Below are 20,974 nucleotides of genomic sequence, written 5' to 3'. Positions count from 1 at the left end.
CCGCCCACACCGCCGACCCGACGGCCGGCGGCCACACCCCGTCCGACTTCGCACTCCTCGATCTCGACCAGGACGAAGTCGACGACCTCGAAGCCGAGTTCGCCGACGAATACCTCTGATTCCCGGCCACTGAACCGCCGACCGCTGCCCCCCGGGGCCTTGCCGCTCTGTCGGTGCTGCCCGCTCTCTGCCCGTGCTGCCCGCTCTGCCCGTGCCGCTGAACAGAAGCTGTGATCCGCTGTGAGGAGACGTACGCGATGACCCGGACTCGGACCGCCATCGAAGACATCTGGCCGCTGTCGCCGCTTCAGGAGGGGCTGCTGTTCCACGCGTCCCTCGGGGACGGGGCGTCCGACGTGTACGCGGGCCAGCGGGCCCTGGCCCTCGACGGACCGCTCGACGTCGACCGTCTCCGCCGCTCCTGGGAGGGCCTGATAGCCCGCCACGGTGCCCTGCGGGCCGGCTTCCGCCGGCGCAAGTCGGGTGAGGCGGTGCAGGTCGTCGCGCGGGAGGTGGACCTCCCGTGGCGGGAGGTCGACCTGAGCGGTCTGTCGGAGGCCGAGGCCGAGTCGGAGGCGGCCCGGTTGTCCGAGGCCGACCTGTCGACCGGCTTCGATGTCGCGCGGGGCCCGCTGCTGCGGTTGCTGTTGCTCCGCCTGGGCGAGCGGCGCCACCGACTGGTCATGACGACCCACCACATCGTGCTCGACGGATGGTCGTTGCCGATCCTGGTGAACGAACTGGAGGCGGTCTACCGGGCGGGCGGCGACGCACGGGTGCTGCCCGCGGTGCGGTCCTACCGCGACTATCTGGCCTGGCTGGGACGCCAGGACCGTGAGGTGGCGCGCGCCGCGTGGCGGGCGGAGCTGGCCGGGGCGGACGAGCCGACCCTGGTGGCGCCGGCGGACCCGGCCCGGGTGCCGCTGCGACCCGAGACGGTCCACGGCGAGTGCGATGCGGAGCTGACGCGGGCCCTGAACGACCTGGCCCGCCGGGGCGGCGTCACCATGGCGACGGTGGTGCAGGGGGCGTGGGCCCTGCTGCTGGCCCGCCTGTCCGGGCGCCGGGATGTGGTGTTCGGGACGACGGTCGCCGGGCGTCCCGCGGATCTGCCGGGTGCGGAGGCGATGCTCGGGCTGTTCATCAACACGCTGCCGGTGCGGGCCGAGCTGTCCGGGGAGCTGTCCGTCGCCGGTCTGCTGTCCGGGTTGCAGGCACGTCAGGTGAGTCTGATGGGCCACCAGTACCTCGGTCTGGCGGAGATCAAGCAACTCGCGGGAGCCGGAGCCGAGTTCGACACCCTCGTCGTCTATGAGAACTACCCGCATACGGCCGCTCCGGCGCCGTACGACCCTGACGCACTCGTCATCGGCCCGGGCGGCGCCCCCCAGGACGCCAGCCACTATCCGCTCAGCCTGATCGTCATACCGGGAGAGTGGACGGAGCTGCACCTCGACTACCGTCCTGACCTGTTCGACCGGGCCCGCGCCGAGAAGGTACTGGCCGCTCTGGTCCGGGTGTTGAAGCAGTTCGCGGCGGACCCTGAGCTCCGGCTGAGTGAGATCGAGCTCCTCGACGAGGCGGAGCGGTCCGCGGTCGTCGAGGAGTGGAACGCCACCGCGTGGGATGCGGAGTGGAACGCCACCGCGTGGGATGCGGAGTGGAACGCCACCGCGTGGGATGCGGACGCGCCGATCGTCCTGAAGCGGTTCCGGAAGTGGGCGGAGCGGACGCCGGAGGCGGCGGCGCTGTGGTCCGGGGGGCGTGCCCTGTCGTATGCGGAGGTGGACGCGCGCTCGGACGCGCTGGCACGTGGGTTGGTGGCGCGGGGTGTGGGTCGGGAGTCGCGGGTGGGGCTGTGCCTGCCGCGCGGAGCCGACATGGTGACCGCGATCCTGGCGGTGTGGAAGGCCGGTGGGGCGTACGTTCCGCTGGATCCGGAGTATCCCTCCGACCGTCTGGTGTTCATGGTCGCCGACAGTGGTGCCGAGCTGGTGCTGGTGGTGGAGGAGACCGCGGGGAGCTTGTCCGCGGACGTCGAGACGGTTCTGCTCGGCGAGTTGGGGAGTGACGCGGGTGAGCTGCCGTACGTCACCGCCGATCAACTGGCTTACGTGATCTACACATCCGGGTCCACCGGTCGTCCGAAGGGTGTGGCCGTAGCGCACGCCTCCGTGGCGAACCTGGCGTCGGCGATGCGTCCCGTACTCGGTGTCGAGGCGGGCGTGACGGCCTTGCAGTTCGCCTCCTTCAGCTTCGACGCGGCGGTGCTGGACGTGGCCGTCACCCTCGGCGCCGGCGGGACGCTGGCGATCGCCTCGCCCGACGAGAGGCAGGATGCGTCCTCCCTTGCCGCGATGGTCGAGGCGGCCGGTGTCGAGGTGGCGAGTGTGGTGCCGTCGCTGCTGGGAGTGCTGGACCCCGACACCGTTTCAGGGGTGCGGAACTGGGTCTTGGGCGCGGAGCGGCTGGAGGCGGGCCTTGCGGCCAAGTGGCGTGCGGGCGCGAGGGTGTGGAACACCTATGGGCCCACCGAAGCCACCGTCATCACCACCGCCGTACTGCTGGAAGAAGGGGTCACCGGCGAGGACGCACCACCCGCCATCGGCCGTCCGCTGCCCAACGTCCGAACCTACGTGCTGGATGTCTTCCTGCGGCCCGTACCCGCGGGGGTGACAGGTGAGCTGTACATCGCGGGCGATGGTCTGGCCCGTGGCTACATCAACCGTCCCGACCTGACGGCGGAACGGTTCGTCGCATGCCCGTTCGGCGACGGCGACGGGCGGATGTACCGTACCGGCGACCTGGCCCGCTGGACGGCGGACGGGCGGCTGGAGTTCGTGGGGCGTGCGGATGAGCAGGTGAAGATCCGCGGCTTCCGCGTGGAGCTCGGCGAGATCGAGACCGTCCTGGCCGCCCACCCGCAGGCCGACCGGGCCGCGGTGGTGGTCCGGGACGGCCGTCTGATCGGCTACGTCGTCGGGGATGTGGACGGCGAGGACGTACGGGCTTTCGCCACGTCCCGTCTGCCGGAGTACATGGTCCCGTCGGCGGTCGTCGTCCTGGACGCCTTTCCGCTGACCGTCAACGGCAAGATCGACCGCGCCGCCCTGCCCGCCCCCGATCTCGGTCCGGGCGGTTCCCGGGGCCCGGAGACGCCCACGGAGGAGGCGCTGTGCGCCCTGTTCGCGGGGCTGCTCGGGCGGGAGGAGGTCGGGGCGGAGGAGAGCTTCTTCGACCTGGGCGGCGACTCGCTGCTGGTGATGCGGCTGATCGCGCGGATGCGATCGGAGCTGGAGGTGTCGGTCGGAGTCCGCGAGGTGTTCGCGGATCCGACGCCGGCCGGGGTGGCGCGTCTGGTCGACGGGTCGGGGACGGCCGGCGGCGCGGTGCTGCGCCGCCGGGAGCGTCCGGAGCGGGTGCCGCTGTCGTACGCGCAACAGCGGATGTGGTTCCTCAACCGGCTGGAAGGGGCCGACGGCGAGGGTGAGGGGGCTGCCGCCTACAACCAGCCGTTCGCCCTGCGGCTCTCGGGCCGACTGGACGTGGCGGCGCTGGAGGCGGCGCTGGGCGATGTGGCGGACCGGCACGAGAGCCTGCGCACGGTCTTCCCCGACGTGGAGGGGGTGCCGTACCAGGAGATCCGTGAGGGGGCCGAAGGCCGCCCCCGGCTTCAGACGATCGAGGCCGGCGAGCGCTGGCGCGAGGCGATGGCGCGGGAGACCGGGCGCGGCTTCGACGTCCGGGTCGACCTGCCCTGGCGGACCAGCCTCCTGAGGGTTTCGGAGGAGGAGTGGGTCCTGCTGCTGGTGTCCCATCACATCGCCTCCGACGGCTGGTCGATGGGTGTCCTGGCGAGGGACCTCAGGACGGCGTACCTGTCTCGGTCCGCCGGCCGCTCCCCGGAGTGGGAGCCTCTCCCGGTCCAGTACGCGGACTACGCGCTGTGGCAGCGGGAAGTGCTGGGCGAGCTGGACGACACCGACAGCGCGGTGTCCGGCCAGATCCGGTACTGGAAGCAGGCGCTGGCCGGGGCGCCGCAGGAGACGGCGCTGCCCTTCGACCGCCCGCGCCCGGCATCGCCCTCGTTCCGCAGCGGATCGGTGCCGGTCGGGGTGGACGCGGTGACGCATGCCCGGCTGGCGGAACTGGCCTCGCGGAGCGGGGCGACCATGTTCATGGTGGTGCATGCCGCCCTGGTGGTGCTGCTGGCCCGGATGGGGGCCGGGGCGGATGTCTGCGTCGGCACGCCGGTGGCCGGCCGCTCGGACGCGCGACTGGAGGAGCTGGCCGGGTTCTTCGTCAACACGCTGGTGCTGCGGACGGACCTGGCGGGGGATCCGTCGTTCACCGAGATACTGCGGCGGGTGCGGGAGTCGGATCTGTCGGCGTACGCGCACCAGGACGTGCCGTTCGAGCGGCTGGTCGACGAGCTGAACCCGGCGCGTTCCGCGGCCCGCAACCCGTTGTTCCAGGTGATGCTGGCGCTGCAGAACCTGCCCGAGGCTCAGTGGGACCTCGAAGGCCTGGCCGTCGAGGCGGTCCCGCCCGCGCAGGCCCCCGCGGCCCGGTTCGATCTCTCCCTGTCGCTGAACGAGCGCCGCTCCGACGCCGGCACTCCGGCCGGTCTGGGCGGCGGGATCCTCTACTCCGCCGACCTGTTCGACGAACGGACCGTCCGTCGGCTGGCCGAGCGGCTGGCGCGGGTGCTGGAGCAGGCCGCGGCCGACCCCCGGGTCCGGCTGAGCGACCTCGAACTGCTCGACGGGGCCGAGTGGTCCGCGGTCGTGGAGGAGTGGAACGGCACGGCGCGGGACGTGGACGCGTCGATGGTGCTGGAGCGGTTCCGCGGGTGGGCGGTGCGCACGCCCGAGGCGGCGGCGCTGTGGTCCGGGGGGCGTGCCCTGTCGTATGCGGAGGTGGACGCGCGCTCGGACGCGCTGGCGCGTGGGTTGATGGGGCGGGGTGTGGGGCGTGAGTCGCGGGTGGGGCTGTGCCTGCCGCGCGGGGCGGAGATGGTCGTCGCCATGCTGGCGGTGTGGAAGGCCGGTGGGGCGTACGTTCCGCTGGATCCGGAGTATCCCTCCGACCGGTTGCTGTTCATGGTGGCCGACAGTGGCGCCGAGCTGGTGTTGGTGGCGGAGGAGACCGCGGGGAGCTTGTCCGCGGACGTCGAGACGGTTCTGCTCGACGAGTTGGGGAGTGACGCGGGTGAGCTGCCGTACGTCACCGCCGATCAACTGGCTTACGTCATCTACACATCCGGGTCCACCGGTCGTCCGAAGGGTGTGGCCGTAGCGCACGCCTCCGTGGCGAACCTGGCGTCGGCGATGCGTCCCGTCCTCGGTGTCGAGGCGGGCGTGACGGCCTTGCAGTTCGCCTCCTTCAGCTTCGACGCGGCGGTGCTGGACGTGGCCGTGACCCTCGCCGCGGGCGGCACGCTGGCGATCACCTCGCCCGACGAGCGGCTGGACGGTGCGGCCCTCGCGCGCATGGTCGAGGCGGCCGGGGTCGAGGTGGCGAGTGTGGTGCCGTCCCTGCTGCGCGCGCTGGACCCGGAGTCGGTGCCGGGGATCGGGAACTGGGTGCTGGGTGCGGAGCGGCTGGAGGCCGGCCTGGCCGCCAGGTGGCGTGCGGGCACACGGGTGTGGAACACCTACGGGCCCACCGAAGGCACCGTCATCACCACCGCCGTACTGCTGGAGGAGGGCATCACCGGCGAGGACGCGCCGCCGGCCGTCGGCCGCCCGCTGCCCAACGTCCGCACCTATGTGCTGGACGCGTACCTGCGGCCCGTTCCTCCGGGTGTGACCGGGGAGCTGTACATCGCCGGTTCGGGTCTGGCCCGCGGCTATGTCAACCGCCCGGACCTGACCGCGGAACGGTTCGTGGCCTGCCCGTTCGGTGACGGCGGGCGGATGTACCGCACCGGCGACCTGGTCCGGTGGCTGCCCGACGGCGACGGCAACCTGGCCTTCGTCGGACGTGCGGACGCCCAGGTGAAGATCCGCGGCTTTCGCGTCGAGCTGGGCGAGGTCGAGGCCGTCCTCGCGGCGCACCCGGACGTCAGGACGGCCGTCGCCACGGTCCGCGAGGACCGGCCGGGCAACCCGCGCCTGGTCGGCTACGTCCTTCCGGCCGACGCGGAGGACGGGAAGGGCCTGGCCGCCGGGGACGTACGCGAGTTCGCCGCGACCCGGCTGCCGGACTACATGGTCCCCTCCGCCGTCGTGGTCCTCGACGCCCTGCCCCTCACCGTCAACGGCAAGATCGATCATGCTGCCCTCCCCGTCCCCGACCTGGACGACGGCGCTGCCGGCCTCCGGCCCCGGACCGAGACGGAGGAGGTGCTCTGCGCCCTGTTCGCCGAGGTTCTGGGCATCGACCGGGTGGCCGCCGACGGAAACTTCTTCGACCTGGGCGGCAACTCCGCGCTCGCGATGCACCTCGCGGGCCGGATCCGGTCGGAGTTCGGTGCCGACCTCGACATGAAGCAGTTCTTCGGCAAGCCGACACCGATCGGCGCCGCGCGCATCCTGGCCCTGAAGGAGCGGCCCCCGGTGGTCGCCGTGGAGCACGAGGGCGGTGTGGCGCCGGCGACGGCCGGGCAGCGGCTCCTCTGGCGGCGCGCCGCGGCCGATCCGCGGACGCGGGCCCTGCAGTCGTCCGTGGCCCTGCGCCTGCGCGGCGAGCTCGACCGTGACGCGCTGCGGGCGGCCCTGGCGGACGTGGCGGCACGGCACGACATCCTGCGTACGGTCTTCGCCGAGACCCCGGACGGCGGACTGGTCCAGCGGATCCTGGACGCCGACGACCCCGCGGCCCTCCCCGCCCTCCCGGTCGTCGCGGCGACCGAGGACGAGCTGCCCGCCGTCCTGGCCGCCCGCGCCGACCACCGCTTCGACCTCGGCAACGAAACGCCCTGGGCGTCCACCCTGTTCGCGCTCTCCGACACCGACCACGTCCTCCTCCTCGTCCTGCACCGGATCGGCGCCGACGACGCGTCCCGGGACGCCCTCGTGCGCGATGTCTCCGTGGCGTACGGCGCGCGCCGGGAGGGCCGAGCCACCGAACGCGCGCCCCTGCCACTGCAGTTCGCCGACTACGCGGTGTGGCAGAACAGACTGCTGGCCGAGGCGGAGGCCGAGGCCGAGACAGCTGATGGCGCGAAGGAGAGCGTGGTCGGCGGGCAGATCTCCTACTGGAAGGAGGTGCTGGCGGACGCCCCGTCCGTCACCGCGCTCCCCGTGGACCGCCCGCGGCCCGCGCGGCCGAGCCACCGGGTCCGCTCGGTGTCGCTGCACATCCCGGCCGCGGTGCACGCCCGCCTGATGGAGGCGGCCAGACCACTCGGCGCGACCTCCGCCGCCGTCGTCCACGCCGGACTGGCGATGCTCCTCGCCCGGATGGGCGCGGGCACCGATCTGACGGTCGGCGCCGTGACGCAGCGGCCGCCGGCCGGGGGCGAACTCGAGGCCGCCATGGGCCCGTTCGCCGGGGTGCTCCCCCTGCGCACCGACGTCTCGGGCGACCCGACGTTCCGGGAGCTGCTCGGCCGCGTGTGGGAGACCGCGGGGGAGGCCGAGGTGCACGGGGACGTTCCGTTCGCGCGCATCGCCGAGATCCTGGGGGTGGCGGACGAGACGCCCGGTGACCCGCACCCGCTCGTCCAGGCCGTCCTGGACGTCCGTGAGGACACCGCGGAGAAGTGGGACGTGCCGGCGTTCCCGGGGCTGGACGCCTCGACGGTCGACCTCGCCGCTCCGGCGTCCGGGTTCGATCTGTCGGTCCGGCTGACCGACCGGTACCGGGACGACGGCGGCCCGGGCGGCCTCGACGGCACCCTGGACTACGCCGAGGAACTGTTCGACCGGGCCACCGCCGCCCGCCTCGCCAAGCGGCTCGTCCACGTCCTCGGACAGGTGGCGGTCGATCCCGGACTGACGCTGAGCCGGATCGACATCCTGCTCGGCGCCTCGGAGTTCCGGCGGCTGACCGAGGAATGGAACCGCGGCGCGGCCCGGGTCCCGGACGGCACCGTGCTCCCGGCGATCGCCGAGTGGACGGCCCGCGACCCGCGTGCCGTGGCCGTCCGGGACCGGGACGGCCTCCTCACCCGGCGCGTCCTGGACCGGGCGGCGGGGTGGCTCGCCGCGCGGCTGGACCGTTCCGGGGTCGGCGCGGACGGCGTCGTCGTGGTGGCGGCCCGGCCCGGCACCGGCTGGGTGGTCGCCGTGCTCGGGGTGCTCAAGTCCGGTGCCGCCTGCCTGATCGTGGACCCGGACGACCCCGCGGGCCCGCTGGCGGCGGCCGCCGCGCTGGGCTGTGACCGCCCGGCCGCGCTCGTCCGGTCCGGCGGTGCCGTAACCGCCGCGCCGGGGGAGCGGACGGTGCCGGTGCTGTGGGTGGAGGAGGCGGTCCGGGCCGGGGGCGGACGGCTGCGCCGGTCCCCCGCCGTCCGGGCGCCGCTGCCGTCCCAGCCGGCGGTGGTGCTCCCCGCGGAGGCACCGGACGGCACCCCCGTGGGCGAGCTGGTGGATCACCGGTCCCTGCTCGGTCGTGTCATCGACCGCCAGGCGGCGTCCCCGGCACCGGGATCGGCCGGTGACGCGGTCCGTCTGGACGCGGGCGCGCCCGTCGCGGAGCTGCTCGTCGGGGTGCTGGCCGCGCTGTACGGGGGCCGCACGGTCGACGTGGCGGAGACCGCCGTAGGGACTGGGGCGGGCGCCGCCGTAGGGACCGGGGCGGGCGCCGCCGTAGGGACCGGGGCGGTCTCCGCCGTAGGGACCGGGGCGGAGCGGCTGGGCCGTGGGCTTGTGCCGGCCGCCGTCCCGCTGCCGCGCACCGCCCGTGCCTACGTCCTCGACGCCTGGCTGCGGCCGGTCCCGGCCGGGGTGGCCGGTGACCTGTATGTGGCGGGTCCGTCCCTGGCCCGCGCCTATGCCGGCGCGCCGGCCCGCACCGCGGGCAGTCTCGTCGCCGACCCCTTCGGACCCGGCGGCGGCCTGATGCTGCGCACCGGCCGGCGCGCGGCGTGGACCTCCGACGGACTGGTGCAGCCGCGCGCAGCCGAGGACGGCGGCGCCGACCTGGCGGCGCCGCGGCGGGCCGGGCGCCGGCGCGACGACCTCGACGCGCTTCTGGAGCTGCGCGCCGGGGGCTCCCGCCCGCCGCTGTTCTGCCTGCACCACAGCACGGGTCTGGCCTGGTGCTACTCCGGCATCCTGCAGCACCTGCCGGAGGACCTGCCGGTCTACGGCCTGCAGACGCCCGCCTTCGCCGACCGCGGGGCGCTGCCGGGCAGCATGGACGAGATGGTGGCCGGCCACGTCGAACGGATCCGGGCGGTGCAGCCCGAGGGGCCGTACCGGCTGCTCGGCTGGTCCTTCGGCGCGGTGCTGGCCCAGGCCGTCGCCACCGCGCTGGAGGAGCAGGGCCAACGGGTCTCGCTGCTGACGCTGCTGGACGGTTTCCCCGGCGGACACCGGGAGGCCGAGAGCACGCACGAGGAGGACGGCGACGGGGTGGACCGCGAGGGGCGCGTGGTGCTCACCGGCGCCGGGGGTGCGGGGGCGCCGATGGCCGACGCGTTCACGCACGGCATGGAGCAGACGAAGCAGCACATGATCCGGCTGGAGCGGAATCACACCCCCCGGCGCTTCGGCGGTGACGTGCTGCTGGTACTGGCCACCGAGGGCGGGCTGGCCCAGACGTCCATCGACGAGAAACGCACGACCTGGGAGCAGTACGTCGCCGGCCGCGTCGAGGGGATCGAGGTTCCCGCCGACCACATAGGGCTGCTGTGGGCCGAGAGCGCCGAGGCCATCGGCCGCGCGGTCACGGAACGGCTGGAGGAGCAGCGCACGCCCGGTCGGGCCTGACTGCGCCCGACCTGCCTACGCCAGACACGTCAGACCCATCAGAAAGGCGGAACTCGCATGACGCAGCCGTCCGAACTCCAGGTCGACAAGCGCCGGAGCCTGCTCGACCCGGTGCCGGAGCTCCTGGAGATCAGCGCGCGGGCGCCGCTCTCCAAGGCGCCCGGGGGAATGCCCGGCTGGATCGCCACCGGCCGTGAGGTGGTGCGCCAGATCCTCGGTGACTCCGAGCGGTTCTCCAACGTGCCGCCCCCGGAGCCCGGCGGCCGCAAGCTCGATCAGCACGAGGGGAGTCTGCTGCACATCGACGCGCCCGAGCACAGCCGGCTGCGGCGGCTGGTGGCGCCCATGTTCACGGTGCGGCAGATGCGGCGGCTGGAGCCGATGATGGAGCGGATCGTCGCGGACCGCCTGGACGTGCTGGAGCGGGCGGGACAACCGGCCGACCTGATGCGGCACTTCGCCCGGCCCGTGTCCGGCCTGGTCCTCGCCGAGATACTCGGCCTGCCCCGGGACGACCTGTCCGAGCTGTCCCGGCTGAGCGACTACCGCGCCGCCGGACACAGCGCCCGCCGGAAGCCGGCGGCGACGGCGTACTTCCGGCACTTCGAGCGGCTGGTCGCGGATCAGCGCCGCAATCCGGGCGAGGGTCTGGTCGGGACGCTGATCCGGGAGCACGGGGACGGGGTGACGGACGAGGAACTGGCCGGACTCTGCGAGGGCATTGCCAACGGCTCGATCGAGAACACCGCGGAGGCGATCGCCCTGGGCGCCCTGGCGCTGCTGCTCCACCCCGAGCAGCTGGCCCTGCTGCGGGAGCGGCCCGAGCTGATGGACCGGGCGGTGGAGGAGCTGCTGCGCTACGTATCGGTGGTGGCGGTCGTCTCGCCGCGCACGGCGCTGGTGGACGTGGCGATCGCCGGCGAGGTGATCAAGGCCGGCGAGGTGGTGTCGTGCTCGGTGCTCGCCGCGAACCGCTGCCCGTACGGCGACGGGGCCGCGGACGCGCTGGACATCGCCCGGGAGGAGCCCGCCAATCATCTGGCCCTGGGCCACGGCGTCCACTTCTGCCTGGGCGCGGCACTGGCGCGGGTGCAGATGCGCATCTCCTTCGCCGGGCTGCTGGAGCGGTTCCCCGGCCTCCGGCTCGGCGCCGGGGTGGAGGAACTGCGGTTCCGGCTGCTCGCCCCGCAGTTCGGCGTCGAGACGCTTCCGGTCGCCTGGTGAGGCGGGTGGAGGGCGCGGGGGTGAGGCCGGTGGAGGACGCGGACGGACCCGCGGCGGGGCCGGTGGAGGGCGTGGACGGGCCCTCGGCGGGGCCGGTGGAGGGCGTGGACGGGCCCTCGGCGGGGCCGGTGGAAGGCGTGGACACGCACGTGGTGAGGCCGGTGGAAGGCGCGGACAGACACCCGGCAAGGGTCGGGATCCGGGTGGATCGCGACAGCTGCGCGGGCACCGGGGTGTGCGCGCTGTTCGAGCCGAGGTTCTTCGACCAGTCGGAGGAGGACGGCCTGGGGCTGCCCCGCGTTGGCGAGGCGCCTTTGGAGGCGCTGCCGGCGCTGCGTGCGGCCGCGGCCCGCTGCCCCGCCGGTGCCATCGCGCTGGTGGCGCTCGACGCGCAGGGGAGGGCCGCCAGGGACCGGGCTGACTGAACGGTCGCGTGGGGCGCCCGTTGCAACCCCGGTGTGACCGGGTGCCCCGTAGAACTGGTGGTATGCCGAACAAACTTCAGAAGCGTATGGCCGGTCCGGTCCTGGCGGTTCTTTCCGTGCTGACGGCCGGCACAATTCTCGTCGGCTGCTCGTCGGACTCGGACTCGGACAACGCGTCCGACAATGGCCAGGGCTCCACGTCGAATTCGTCGAGCGACTCCTCCAATTCGGGTGTGGCCTACTCGCAGTGCATGCGCGAGAACGGCGTCTCGAATTACCCCGACCCGGAGGAGGACAGCCAGGGCAGGGTCCAGTTGACGGTTCCCGAGGACGTCGACCAGAACTCGCCGACCTTCAAATCGGCCCAGTCGGCCTGCCAGTCGCTGCTGGTGCAGGGCGACACCGGAGCCGCCGCCAACAGCCGTGACTTCGACGCGACGAAGGTCGCGGCATGGGCGAAGTGCATCCGTGAGAACGGCATGCCCAACTTCCAGGACCCCGAGGTCGACGGCAGCACGATCATCATCGACGCCGACGCGGCCGGCATCTCCGGGCAGGACGACCCCAACTTCGCCAAGGCCACGTCGGCCTGCTACAGCATCCGGCCCGGCGGCAGCCTGATGGTCATGGGAGGGGGGCAGTGACAGGTCGCGAGGAGGGGACCGTCGAGATGGACCCCGAGAGCGCGGTGGGCGTCACGGGCGGGGAACTGGAACCCCGGGCCGCGGCCCTCGCCTCCTTCGACGGGAACGACGGCGTCGTGGAGCAGCCGCCGACGGAGGGCACCCGCCCGCGGCGCCGAGGAAGGCGCATCGCGCTGATCGCCGCGTGCGCGGTGGTGGCCGCCGTGGCCGCGATCGGCGCCGCCTCGGGCGTGTTCGGCGGTGACGGCCACGAGGCCGAGGCGTCCGCGCCGTCCGGACCGCCCGCCACGACGAAGGTGAAGCGGACGACGCTGACCAGCTCCCAGACCGTGGACGGGCAGCTCGGCTACGGCGACACCTCGGCCGTCCAGGCCCCGGCGTCCGGCTCGGCACAGTCCGGCGGATCCACCCAGGGCGGCGGCGCGACATCCTCCGGGATCGTCACCTGGATGCCCTCGGACGGCGACACCGTCACCCGCGGGGAGCCGGTCTACAAGGTCAACCAGCAGTCAGTGCCGCTGCTGTACGGCTCGGTGCCGCTGTACCGGACGCTGAAGTCGGGCAGCAGCGGGAGCGACGTCAAGATGCTGGAGAAGAACCTCCGGGCGCTCGGCTACGACGGCTTCACCGTGGACGGCACCTACAACGCCGACACGGCGGCCGCCGTGGAGAAGTGGCAGGACGAGCTCGGCCGTTCGGAGACCGGGGAGGTGCAGGTCGGCGACGCGGTGGTGGCCTCCGGCGCGCGGCGGGTCGCCAAGGCGGAGCTCGCCGTCGGCGACACCCTCGCCGGGGACGTGCTCACTTGGACGGGCACCGACCGGGTCATCTCCGTCGACCTGCCCGTGCAGTACGCGGACCTGGCGAAGAAGGGCGGGGACACGACGGTCACGCTGCCCGACAACACCACGGTGACCGCCTCGGTGACGGACATCGGCACGCCGACGACGTCGGGCGACTCCTCGGGCTCGGGCTCCTCGTCCTCCGGGAACTCGTCGGGCTCCTCGGGCTCGGGTACCTCGAACGCCACCGTCCCGGTCGAGCTGAAGGTCAAGGACGCCAAGAAGATCGGCGCCTACCAGGCCGCCTCCGTCAGCGTCGAGTTCGCGTCCGAGACGCGCCCGAACGTGCTGGCGGTGCCGATCAGCGCCCTGTTCGCGCTCCCCGGCGGCGGCTACGCGGTCGAGGTGGTGACCGGCTCGACGACGGAGTACCGCACGGTGAAGCTCGGGATGTTCGGCAACGGCATGGTCGAGGTCTCCGGCACCGGCGTCACCGAGGGCACGGTCGTGGGGGTCCCGAAGTGACCGTCGCCGCCCACCCGGTGATCGAACTGACCGGGGTCAGCAAGTCCTACGGGGACGTGGCCGCCCTGGTCGAGACGGACCTGGTGGTCCATCGCGGCGAGTTGCTCGCGGTCGTCGGCCCGTCGGGCTCGGGCAAGTCCACCATGCTCAACATCATGGGCACGCTGGACCGCCCCACCGCAGGGACGGTGGCGATCGCCGGCCATGCCGTGGCCTCCCTCAACGACCGCGAGCTGTCGGCGCTGCGGGCCGGCACCATCGGCTTCGTCTTCCAGCAGTTTCACCTCGCCGCCGGAGTGCCCGCCCTTGACAGCGTGGCGGACGGTCTGCTGTACAGCGGCCGGCCGCGCCGCGAGCGGCGCCGGGTCGCCGAGGTGGCGCTGCGCAGGGTGGGCCTGGGGCACCGGCTCCTGCACGAGCCGCAGCAGCTGTCCGGCGGTGAGAAACAGCGGGTGGCGATCGCCCGCGCGGTGGTCGGCGATCCGCCGCTGCTGCTGGCCGACGAGCCGACCGGCGCGCTGGACTCCCGCTCGGGCACGGTCGTGATGGAGCTGCTCCACGAGCTGCACGAGGCCGGGACGACGGTGGTCGTCATCACCCACGACCGGGACATCTCGGCGTCCCTGCCGCGCGAGGTCAGGGTGCGGGACGGCCGTATCGAGCATGACTCGGGGGCGCCGGAGCCCCGGGCCCTGGCGCACACGGGGGTGGAGCGGTGAGTACGACGCATTCGGCGCGGCCGGCCGAACGGCAGCGGCCCTGGGCCGACCTGCCCCCGCCGCCGCGGCCCCGGGCGGCTCGGCTGAGCCTGTCCGACGTGGCCCGGGTGGGCGGCTGGGGCCTGCGCTCGCGGCCCATGCGGGTCTTCCTCTCGGCGCTCGGCATCGCGATCGGCATCGCCGCGATGATCGGCGTGGTGGGCATCTCCACCTCGTCGACGAACGACCTGAACAAGAAGCTGGCCGCGCTCGGCACCAATCTGCTCACGGTCGCCCCGGGCACCACCATGACCGGCGCGAAGGCCCATCTGTCCGAGGACGCCGTAGCGATGATCGCGAACCGGTCGGAGGTGATCTCGGCCTCCGCGACGGGCACCACGGACGCGAAGCTCTACCGCAACGACCACATTCCGGCGGTCGAGTCCGGCGGCCTCACGGTCAGCGCGGCGCGCACCGACCTGCTCCGCTCCATCGGAGGGGAGATCGTGGACGGCCGCTGGCTCAACGGCGCCACCAGCCGCTATCCGGCCGTGGTGCTGGGCGCGGAGACGGCGCGGAGTCTCGGGATCCACCAGGCGGGGCCGGACGTGCAGGTGTGGCTCGGCAACCGCTGGTTCACCGTGGTGGGTCTGCTGGCGCCCAACCAGCTGCTGCCGGTCCTTGACACACAGGCCTTCGTGGGCTGGTCGGTGGCGGAGGAGGAACTGTCCTTCGACGGGTATCCGACGACCGTCTACACCCGGACGAAGGACGCGGACGTCGAGAAGGTGCACGGCGTGCTGGGCCCGACGGTCTCCCCGGAGGACCCCAACGAGGTCAACGTCTCCCGTCCCTCCGACGCGCTGGCCGCCAAGAACGCCACGGACAAGACGCTGAGCGGGCTGCTGCTGGGCCTGGGCGGGGTCGCGCTGCTGGTCGGCGGAGTCGGGGTCGCCAACACCATGGTCATCTCGGTGCTGGAACGGCGCTCGGAGATCGGACTGCGCCGCTCGCTCGGCGCCACCCGGGGCCAGATCAGGATCCAGTTCCTCGCCGAGGCGCTGCTGCTGTCCGGCCTCGGCGGTGTGGGCGGCGTGCTGCTGGGCATCGGCGTGACCGACGGCTACGCCACCTACCAGGGGATAGCTGCCCTGGTGCCGCTGTGGGCGATGGCCGGCGGCCTGGCCGCCACCCTCGCCATCGGCGGACTGGCCGGCTTCTACCCCGCGGTCCGGGCGGCCCGGCTGCCCCCGACGGAGGCCCTCGCGACCAACTAGCCGGCACCGGCCGGGCTTGACATCCAGACCGCGGCGCTCCCGCCGTTCCCCCCCGTCCGGCGGGGGCGCCGCACCCCGGACGCTCCGGTGTCCAAGTGCTCGGGTCGGTCGGTTGGACGACTCTGTCGCGCCGGCGCCCGGCACGTGACACTGGTGAGCCGACTCTCACCTGGTCCGACGGAAAAACAATACCTATATCCACATCCACGGATTGTTCCTCGGAATGCTCGTCGAATTGGTGAACCTTGTTCGCCCCATATGGGTCGGCTAAGGTTTTTCCATCCGCCGAGGAATCCGATCCGTGGGAGCGACTATGGCGAACCCGTTCGACGATGAAAACGGGACCTTTCTGGTGCTTGTAAACAGGGAGAATCAGCACTCGTTGTGGCCTGCATTCGCCGAGATTCCGAATGGCTGGCGGCTCGCTTTCGGTGAGGCCACCCGCAAGGAATGCCTCGCCTATGTGGAGGAGAACTGGACTGATCTCCGTCCGCAGAGCCTCATCGACGCGATGAGGCAGACCGAGGCGGCCCGCTAGTGGCGCGCCCGACCGCAGCGACGCGACCCTGGGAGTACCTGTGGCAATGATGGGCGGGCCCGGCCCGGTCATGGTCCGATCCGACGGGCCGGATTCCTCGAACGACAGACAGCGGGCGAAGCCCGGAACGACGAAAAGGATCATCCCGTACACCCGCGGGCACCGCCGCTCCATCGGCTTCCTCGTGGTCTGCACCACGCTGAACGCCGTCTGCGCGGTGGCCCCGCCCCTGCTGCTCAAGTACCTGATCGACGACGGCATCATGGCCGGCGACACCGGGACCGTGGTCTGGCTCGCGGTCGCGGTCGCCGCGGTCTCCGTGCTGGCCGCCCTGGTGGGCTTCGGGGAGACCTGGTTCTCCGCCAAGGTCAGCGAGGGCCTGGTCTACGACCTCCGCGTGAAGGTCTTCGACCATGTGCAGCGCCAGTCGCTCGCCTTCTTCACCCGCGCGCAGACCGGTGCCCTGGTGAGCCGGCTGAACACCGACGTGATCGGTGCCCAGCAGGCGGTCACCCAGATGCTCTCCACCGTGGTGTCCGCCGGACTGACCGTCGTCTTCGTGCTGGCCACGATGTTCTACCTGTCTTGGTCGATCACCCTGGTCTCGCTGGTGCTGGTCCCGTTCTTCATCCTGCCCGGCCGCCTCATAGGCCGCCGTCTGCAGGGTCTGGCCCGCCGGCACATGCAGGTCAACGCCGAGATGGGCTCGCTCATGCACGAGCGGTTCAACGTCGCCGGCGCGCTCCTCGCCAAGCTCTACAGCCGTCCGGACCGGGAGAGCGCCGCCTATGCGCGGCTCGCCGCCCGCGGCCGCGACATCGGCGTCCGCAACTCGGTCTCCATGAAGCTGCTCTTCCTGTCGACCATGTTCATCGGCTCGATCGCCACCGCCGCGGTCTACGGCGTCGGAGGGGTGCTCTCCGTCCACGGCGCCTTCCGGATCGGCACCCTGGTGGCCCTCACCACGCTGCTCACCCGGCTGATGGCACCGGTGGGCCAGCTCTCCAACGCCCAGGCCGACGCGATGACGGCGCTCGTCAGCTTCGACCGGCTCTTCGAGATCCTCGACCTCAAGCCGCTGGTCACCGAGAAGCCCGACGCGGTGGCGCTGCCGCCCGCCACGGCCCGCGACGCGGCGCCTGCCGTCGAGTTCCGCGGGGTGTCGTTCCGTCACCCGAAACCCACCGACGTGTCGTTGGCCTCTCTGGAGGACTTCGCCACGCCGACGCCCGAGCGCGGCGGCGACAGCTGGGCGCTGCGCGACCTCAGCTTCACCGTGCCGGCCGGCAAGCTCACCGCGCTGGTCGGCCCGTCCGGGGCCGGCAAGACCACCGTCACCCACCTGGTGCCGCGGTTGTACGACTCGGAGGAGGGCACCGTCCTCATCGACGGCCGCGACGTACGCGACCTGACGCTGGAGTCGCTGGGCGACACGGTCGGGATGGTCACCCAGGACGGGCACCTGCTGCACACCACCATCCGGGAGAACCTGCTCTACGCCCGCCCGGACGCCACCGAGGAGGAACTGGTCGCGGCCTGCCGGGCCGCGCAGATCTGGCGGCTCGTCGCCTCGCTGCCCGACGGTCTGGACACCATGGTCGGCGACCGCGGCTACCGGCTCTCCGGGGGCGAGAAGCAGCGCATCGCCATGGCCCGGCTGCTGCTCAAGGCCCCGCCGGTGGTCGTGCTCGACGAGGCGACCGCGCATCTCGACTCCGAGTCCGAGGCCGCCCTGCAACAGGCCCTCAAGACCGCGCTCGCGGGCCGGACCTCGCTCGTCATCGCGCACCGCCTCTCCACCATCCGGGACGCCGACCAGATCCTCGTCCTGGACCAGGGGCGGATCGTGGAGCGCGGCACCCATGACGAACTGCTCGCGCTCGGCGGGCTCTACGCCGAGCTGTACCGCACGCAGTTCGCCGGCCGGGCCCTCGGCAACGAGGACGACGGCGATGTCGAGCTCCTGCCGGAGCAGCGGATCCCGGAACCGGTGGGCCCGGGCGCGGGGCCGGTCGTCTTCGGTGGTCCGGGCGGTCCCGGGGGTCCCGGGGGCCCGGGCGCGGGGCCGGTCGTCTTCGGTGGTCCGGGCGGTCCCGGGGGCCCGGGGATGCGCGGCGGCCCGGGGATGGGCGGCCCCGGACCGGTCGTCTTCGGCGGCCCCGGCGGCCCCGGCGGTCCGGGAGGCCCCGGCCACCCGGGTGGCCCGGGTGGCCCCGGCGGTCCGGGAGGTCCACGAACCCGCTGACTCCCCTTTGCGAGCGGTGCCCGCGACGCCCCCACGGCGGCCGCGGGCACCGCTTCGTCGTCCCGTCAACCCCCTACGCCGCGCTGCCGTTCCTCGGGCAGCAGGGGTTTCGAACAACCTGTGGGGCTGTTACGTTCGGCCTTGTCCAGGTCGGATGGTGTGTGTGGCGCTAGGTGACGAAATAAGCAGAACGGAAACGGCCGCCCGTCGTGACGGTGGGCAGGTGAGGAGTACGGGGTGGAGCACGGGGGAACCATCGATCAGCAGTCCGTGATGGAAGTGGAAATCGACTCCTTACGTCTGGCCGGGTCACCACGCCTGGCCGGCGAGAGGCAAGAGCACATCGAGATACTCGCGGCGGCACCGAACCCGCTGCCGCCGATCACCGTCCACCGTCCCACGATGCGCGTCATCGACGGCTTCCACCGGCTGCGCGCGGCCCGGCTGCGCGGGGACACCACCATCGCCGCCCGCTTCTTCGACGGCGACGAGTCGGCTGCCTTCGTCCTCGCGGTCCGGCTGAACATCACCCACGGGCTGCCGCTCGGGCTGGCCGACCGGCAGCGGGCCGCGGAACGGATCATCATCTCGCACCCCCAGTGGTCCGACCGAAAAGTGGCTTCCGTCACCGGCATCGCCCCCGGAACCGTCGGCGAGATCCGCCGCCGTCTGGGTTCCGGCGCGGCCGGCCCGGACGAGCGCCGGCTCGGCCAGGACGGCCGGATGCGCCCGCTCGACGGCACGGCCGGCCGCCTGCGCGCCGGCCAACTGCTCACCGAGGAACCCGGTCTGTCGCTGCGTCAGGTAGCCCGCGCTGCCGGCATCTCCCCGGAGACCGCGCGCGACGTGCGCAACCGCCTGCGCAACGGGGAGGACCCGCTGCCCCGCTCGCGCCGCCGTGACCGTGACCCCGAACCCGAGCCGGGCCGTGAGTCCGTGCCGGGCCGTGAGTCCGTGTCGGGCCGTGAGTCCGTGCCGGGCCGTGAGTCCGTGCCGGCGCCGCGCGGCGAAACCGCCGCCCTGCGGCTGGCCGGCCCCGTCGCCCGGGCCCGCGCCCACGCCGCGCCCGACCGTGTCGTCCTGGTCAGGCGGCTGACCGCCGACCCGGCGCTGCGCTTCTCCGAAACCGGCCGCAGCCTGCTGCGACTCCTCGCGATCCACGCGGTCCGCGAGGAGGAGTGGGACGAGATCACCGGCAACGTCCCGCCGCACTGCAGCGGCGTCGTCGCCGATGTCGCCGTCCAGGTCGCCGACATGTGGGCGGACTTCGCGACGCGGCTGAGGCGGGACAGCGCGGCCTCCGTCGGCTGAGTGCCCCCTAGGTGTAGGGGGGCGTGACCGCGAAGTCCACAGGGGTTTCGGCCCGGATGTCGGACTGTTAATTTCGGTCACATCCGAAGCGTGCATATGCACAAGTCGCTGGAATCGCCATCTCCCGCGTTCTCGCGGCAGGCAGTGAATTTTCCGCGAAAAGCATGCTCGGGCAAGAAATTCTTCTTCGTGGACGGCGACCGCCTTTCGCATCAGCGGGGGTATGTGAGGAGCTGGGGTGGAGTCCGAGGGGGCCATAAGTCAGCAACCCGTCGTGGAGATCGAGATCGGCTCGTTGAGTCTGTCCGGATCACCGCGGCTGGCAGGAGAGAGACCCGAACACATACAGGTACTCGTGGCAGCGCAGAACCCGCTGCCGCCGATCACGGTGCACCGGCCGACGATGCGGGTCATCGACGGCTACCACCGGCTGAAGGCCGCCCGGCTGCGCGGCGAGAGCACCATCGCGGCCCGCTTCTTCGACGGGGACGAGGCCGAGGCCTTCGTCCTCGCGGTGAAGCTCAATGTCACCCACGGCCTGCCGCTGGCGCTCGCCGACCGCAAGCGGGCCGCCGAGCGCATCATCGTCTCCCATCCGCAGTGGTCGGACCGGAGGGTGGCCTCGGTCACCGGGATCGCCCCCGGGACCGTGGGCGACATCCGCAAGCGGGCCGTCCAGGGGGCGGGGCCGGAGGGGCGAAGGCTGGGTCAGGACGGCAGGCTCCGGCCGGTCGACGGCAGCACCGGCCGCATCCTCGCCGGTGAACTGCTCGCCGAGAACCCGGACCTCTCGCTGCGGCAGGTCGCCCGCGCGGCGGGCATCTCCCCGGAGACCGCCCGGGACGTACGCAATCGGCTGCGCGACGGCGAGGATCCCCTGCCCCGCAAGCGCCGGCGGAAGAAGGAGGCCGAACCCGGCGAGGAGCCCGCCGCCCGGGCGGAGTTCGCAGCCCTGCGGCTCGCCCAGCCGGGCCCCCGGACCCGTCCGGAGGCCGCGCCGGCTCTGGACCGTGCCGTGCTGATCAAGCGTCTGAAGGCCGATCCGGCGCTGCGCTTCACCGAGACCGGCCGCAATCTGCTGCGCCTGCTCGCCCTGCACACGTTACGCAAGGAGGAGTGGGAGGCGATCATCGACAACGTCCCGCCGCACTGCAGCGGCATCGTGGCCGACCTCGCCCGGCAGTTCGCCGACCTGTGGTCGGAGTTCGCCGAGCGGGTCAGGGAGGACGTCGCGCAGATCGGCTGAGCCGGCGCATCGGCACGAGGGGCCGTCGCGGAAGATGCCGCTTTCGCGACGGTTTCCTGGTACATGTGCACCGTCGGCAATATGGCGTGAATCGTTCCACCATTTTTCGGCAGGAGCTACGCGTTACTTTTGAGGTTTCCTTGAATTCCTGGGTGTCGATGTCCGAAAGGCATCCCAT

Annotated in this window: 11 protein-coding genes; all 11 read left to right on the top strand. The window is 72.7% G+C overall.

Going from position 1 to position 20,974, the window contains the following annotated elements:
* Positions 1-257 precede the first annotated feature (257 nt).
* The 11 genes from ACFV9M_RS25650 to ACFV9M_RS25600 all read left to right on the top strand — a co-directional run bounded on the left by ACFV9M_RS25650 (position 258) and on the right by ACFV9M_RS25600 (position 20,796).
* A complete protein-coding gene (locus ACFV9M_RS25650; protein ID WP_385066089.1) occupies positions 258-9,881 on the top strand; it encodes an amino acid adenylation domain-containing protein in 9,624 nt (3,207 codons plus the stop codon).
* A 57-nt stretch (positions 9,882-9,938) separates the two neighbouring features.
* The gene (locus ACFV9M_RS25645; RefSeq protein ID WP_385066086.1) at positions 9,939-11,105 is read left to right on the top strand and encodes a cytochrome P450; all 1,167 of its coding nucleotides are present in this window, start codon (positions 9,939-9,941) and stop codon (positions 11,103-11,105) included.
* A 203-nt stretch (positions 11,106-11,308) separates the two neighbouring features.
* Positions 11,309-11,530, top strand: a complete 222-nt coding sequence (locus ACFV9M_RS25640; protein ID WP_385066084.1) for a ferredoxin — start codon at positions 11,309-11,311, stop codon at positions 11,528-11,530.
* Between the two features lie 62 nt (positions 11,531-11,592).
* Positions 11,593-12,174, top strand: coding sequence for a hypothetical protein (locus ACFV9M_RS25635; RefSeq protein ID WP_385066082.1), 582 nt, complete (start codon positions 11,593-11,595; stop codon positions 12,172-12,174).
* A complete protein-coding gene (locus ACFV9M_RS25630) occupies positions 12,171-13,481 on the top strand; it encodes a peptidoglycan-binding protein (protein ID WP_385066080.1) in 1,311 nt (436 codons plus the stop codon). Before ACFV9M_RS25635 ends, ACFV9M_RS25630 begins: the two co-directional genes overlap by 4 nt.
* Complete coding sequence (locus ACFV9M_RS25625; protein ID WP_385066077.1) at positions 13,478-14,200, top strand: ABC transporter ATP-binding protein; 723 nt, start codon at positions 13,478-13,480, stop codon at positions 14,198-14,200. The genes ACFV9M_RS25630 and ACFV9M_RS25625 overlap by 4 nt, the downstream gene beginning before the upstream one ends.
* Before the next feature lie 137 nt (positions 14,201-14,337).
* Positions 14,338-15,456: an ABC transporter permease gene (locus ACFV9M_RS25620; protein ID WP_385066109.1), complete on the top strand. Its 1,119-nt coding sequence runs from the start codon at positions 14,338-14,340 to the stop codon at positions 15,454-15,456.
* A 313-nt stretch (positions 15,457-15,769) separates the two neighbouring features.
* Positions 15,770-15,994 (top strand): MbtH family protein, encoded by a 225-nt coding sequence (locus ACFV9M_RS25615; RefSeq protein ID WP_385066075.1) that lies wholly within the window; start codon positions 15,770-15,772, stop codon positions 15,992-15,994.
* 70 nt (positions 15,995-16,064) lie between these two features.
* Entirely contained in the window at positions 16,065-18,239 is a 2,175-nt protein-coding gene (locus ACFV9M_RS25610) for an ABC transporter ATP-binding protein (RefSeq protein WP_385066072.1), read from the top strand.
* 237 nt (positions 18,240-18,476) lie between these two features.
* Positions 18,477-19,550: a streptomycin biosynthesis protein gene (locus ACFV9M_RS25605; RefSeq protein WP_385066069.1), complete on the top strand. Its 1,074-nt coding sequence runs from the start codon at positions 18,477-18,479 to the stop codon at positions 19,548-19,550.
* 355 nt (positions 19,551-19,905) lie between these two features.
* Positions 19,906-20,796 (top strand): streptomycin biosynthesis protein, encoded by an 891-nt coding sequence (locus ACFV9M_RS25600; RefSeq protein ID WP_385066066.1) that lies wholly within the window; start codon positions 19,906-19,908, stop codon positions 20,794-20,796.
* The last annotated feature ends 178 nt before the right edge of the window (positions 20,797-20,974 follow it).

The sequence above is a fragment of the Streptomyces sp. NPDC059895 genome, assembly GCF_042731035.1.
Classification (GTDB): domain Bacteria; phylum Actinomycetota; class Actinomycetes; order Streptomycetales; family Streptomycetaceae; genus Streptomyces.
The sequence above is the reverse complement of the archived record's forward strand: the minus strand, read 5'-3'. Positions and strand labels throughout refer to the sequence as shown.

Bases quoted from the DNA above. Each gene is read 5' to 3' on its own strand.
- ACFV9M_RS25650 (WP_385066089.1), top strand. From the start codon at position 258: ATGACCCGGACTCGGACCGCCATCGAAGACATCTGGCCGCTGTCGCCG.
- ACFV9M_RS25645 (WP_385066086.1), top strand. From the start codon at position 9,939: ATGACGCAGCCGTCCGAACTCCAGGTCGACAAGCGCCGGAGCCTGCTC.
- ACFV9M_RS25635 (WP_385066082.1), top strand. From the start codon at position 11,593: ATGCCGAACAAACTTCAGAAGCGTATGGCCGGTCCGGTCCTGGCGGTT.
- ACFV9M_RS25620 (WP_385066109.1), top strand. From the start codon at position 14,338: ATGCGGGTCTTCCTCTCGGCGCTCGGCATCGCGATCGGCATCGCCGCG.
- ACFV9M_RS25615 (WP_385066075.1), top strand. From the start codon at position 15,770: ATGGCGAACCCGTTCGACGATGAAAACGGGACCTTTCTGGTGCTTGTA.
- ACFV9M_RS25610 (WP_385066072.1), top strand. From the start codon at position 16,065: ATGGTCCGATCCGACGGGCCGGATTCCTCGAACGACAGACAGCGGGCG.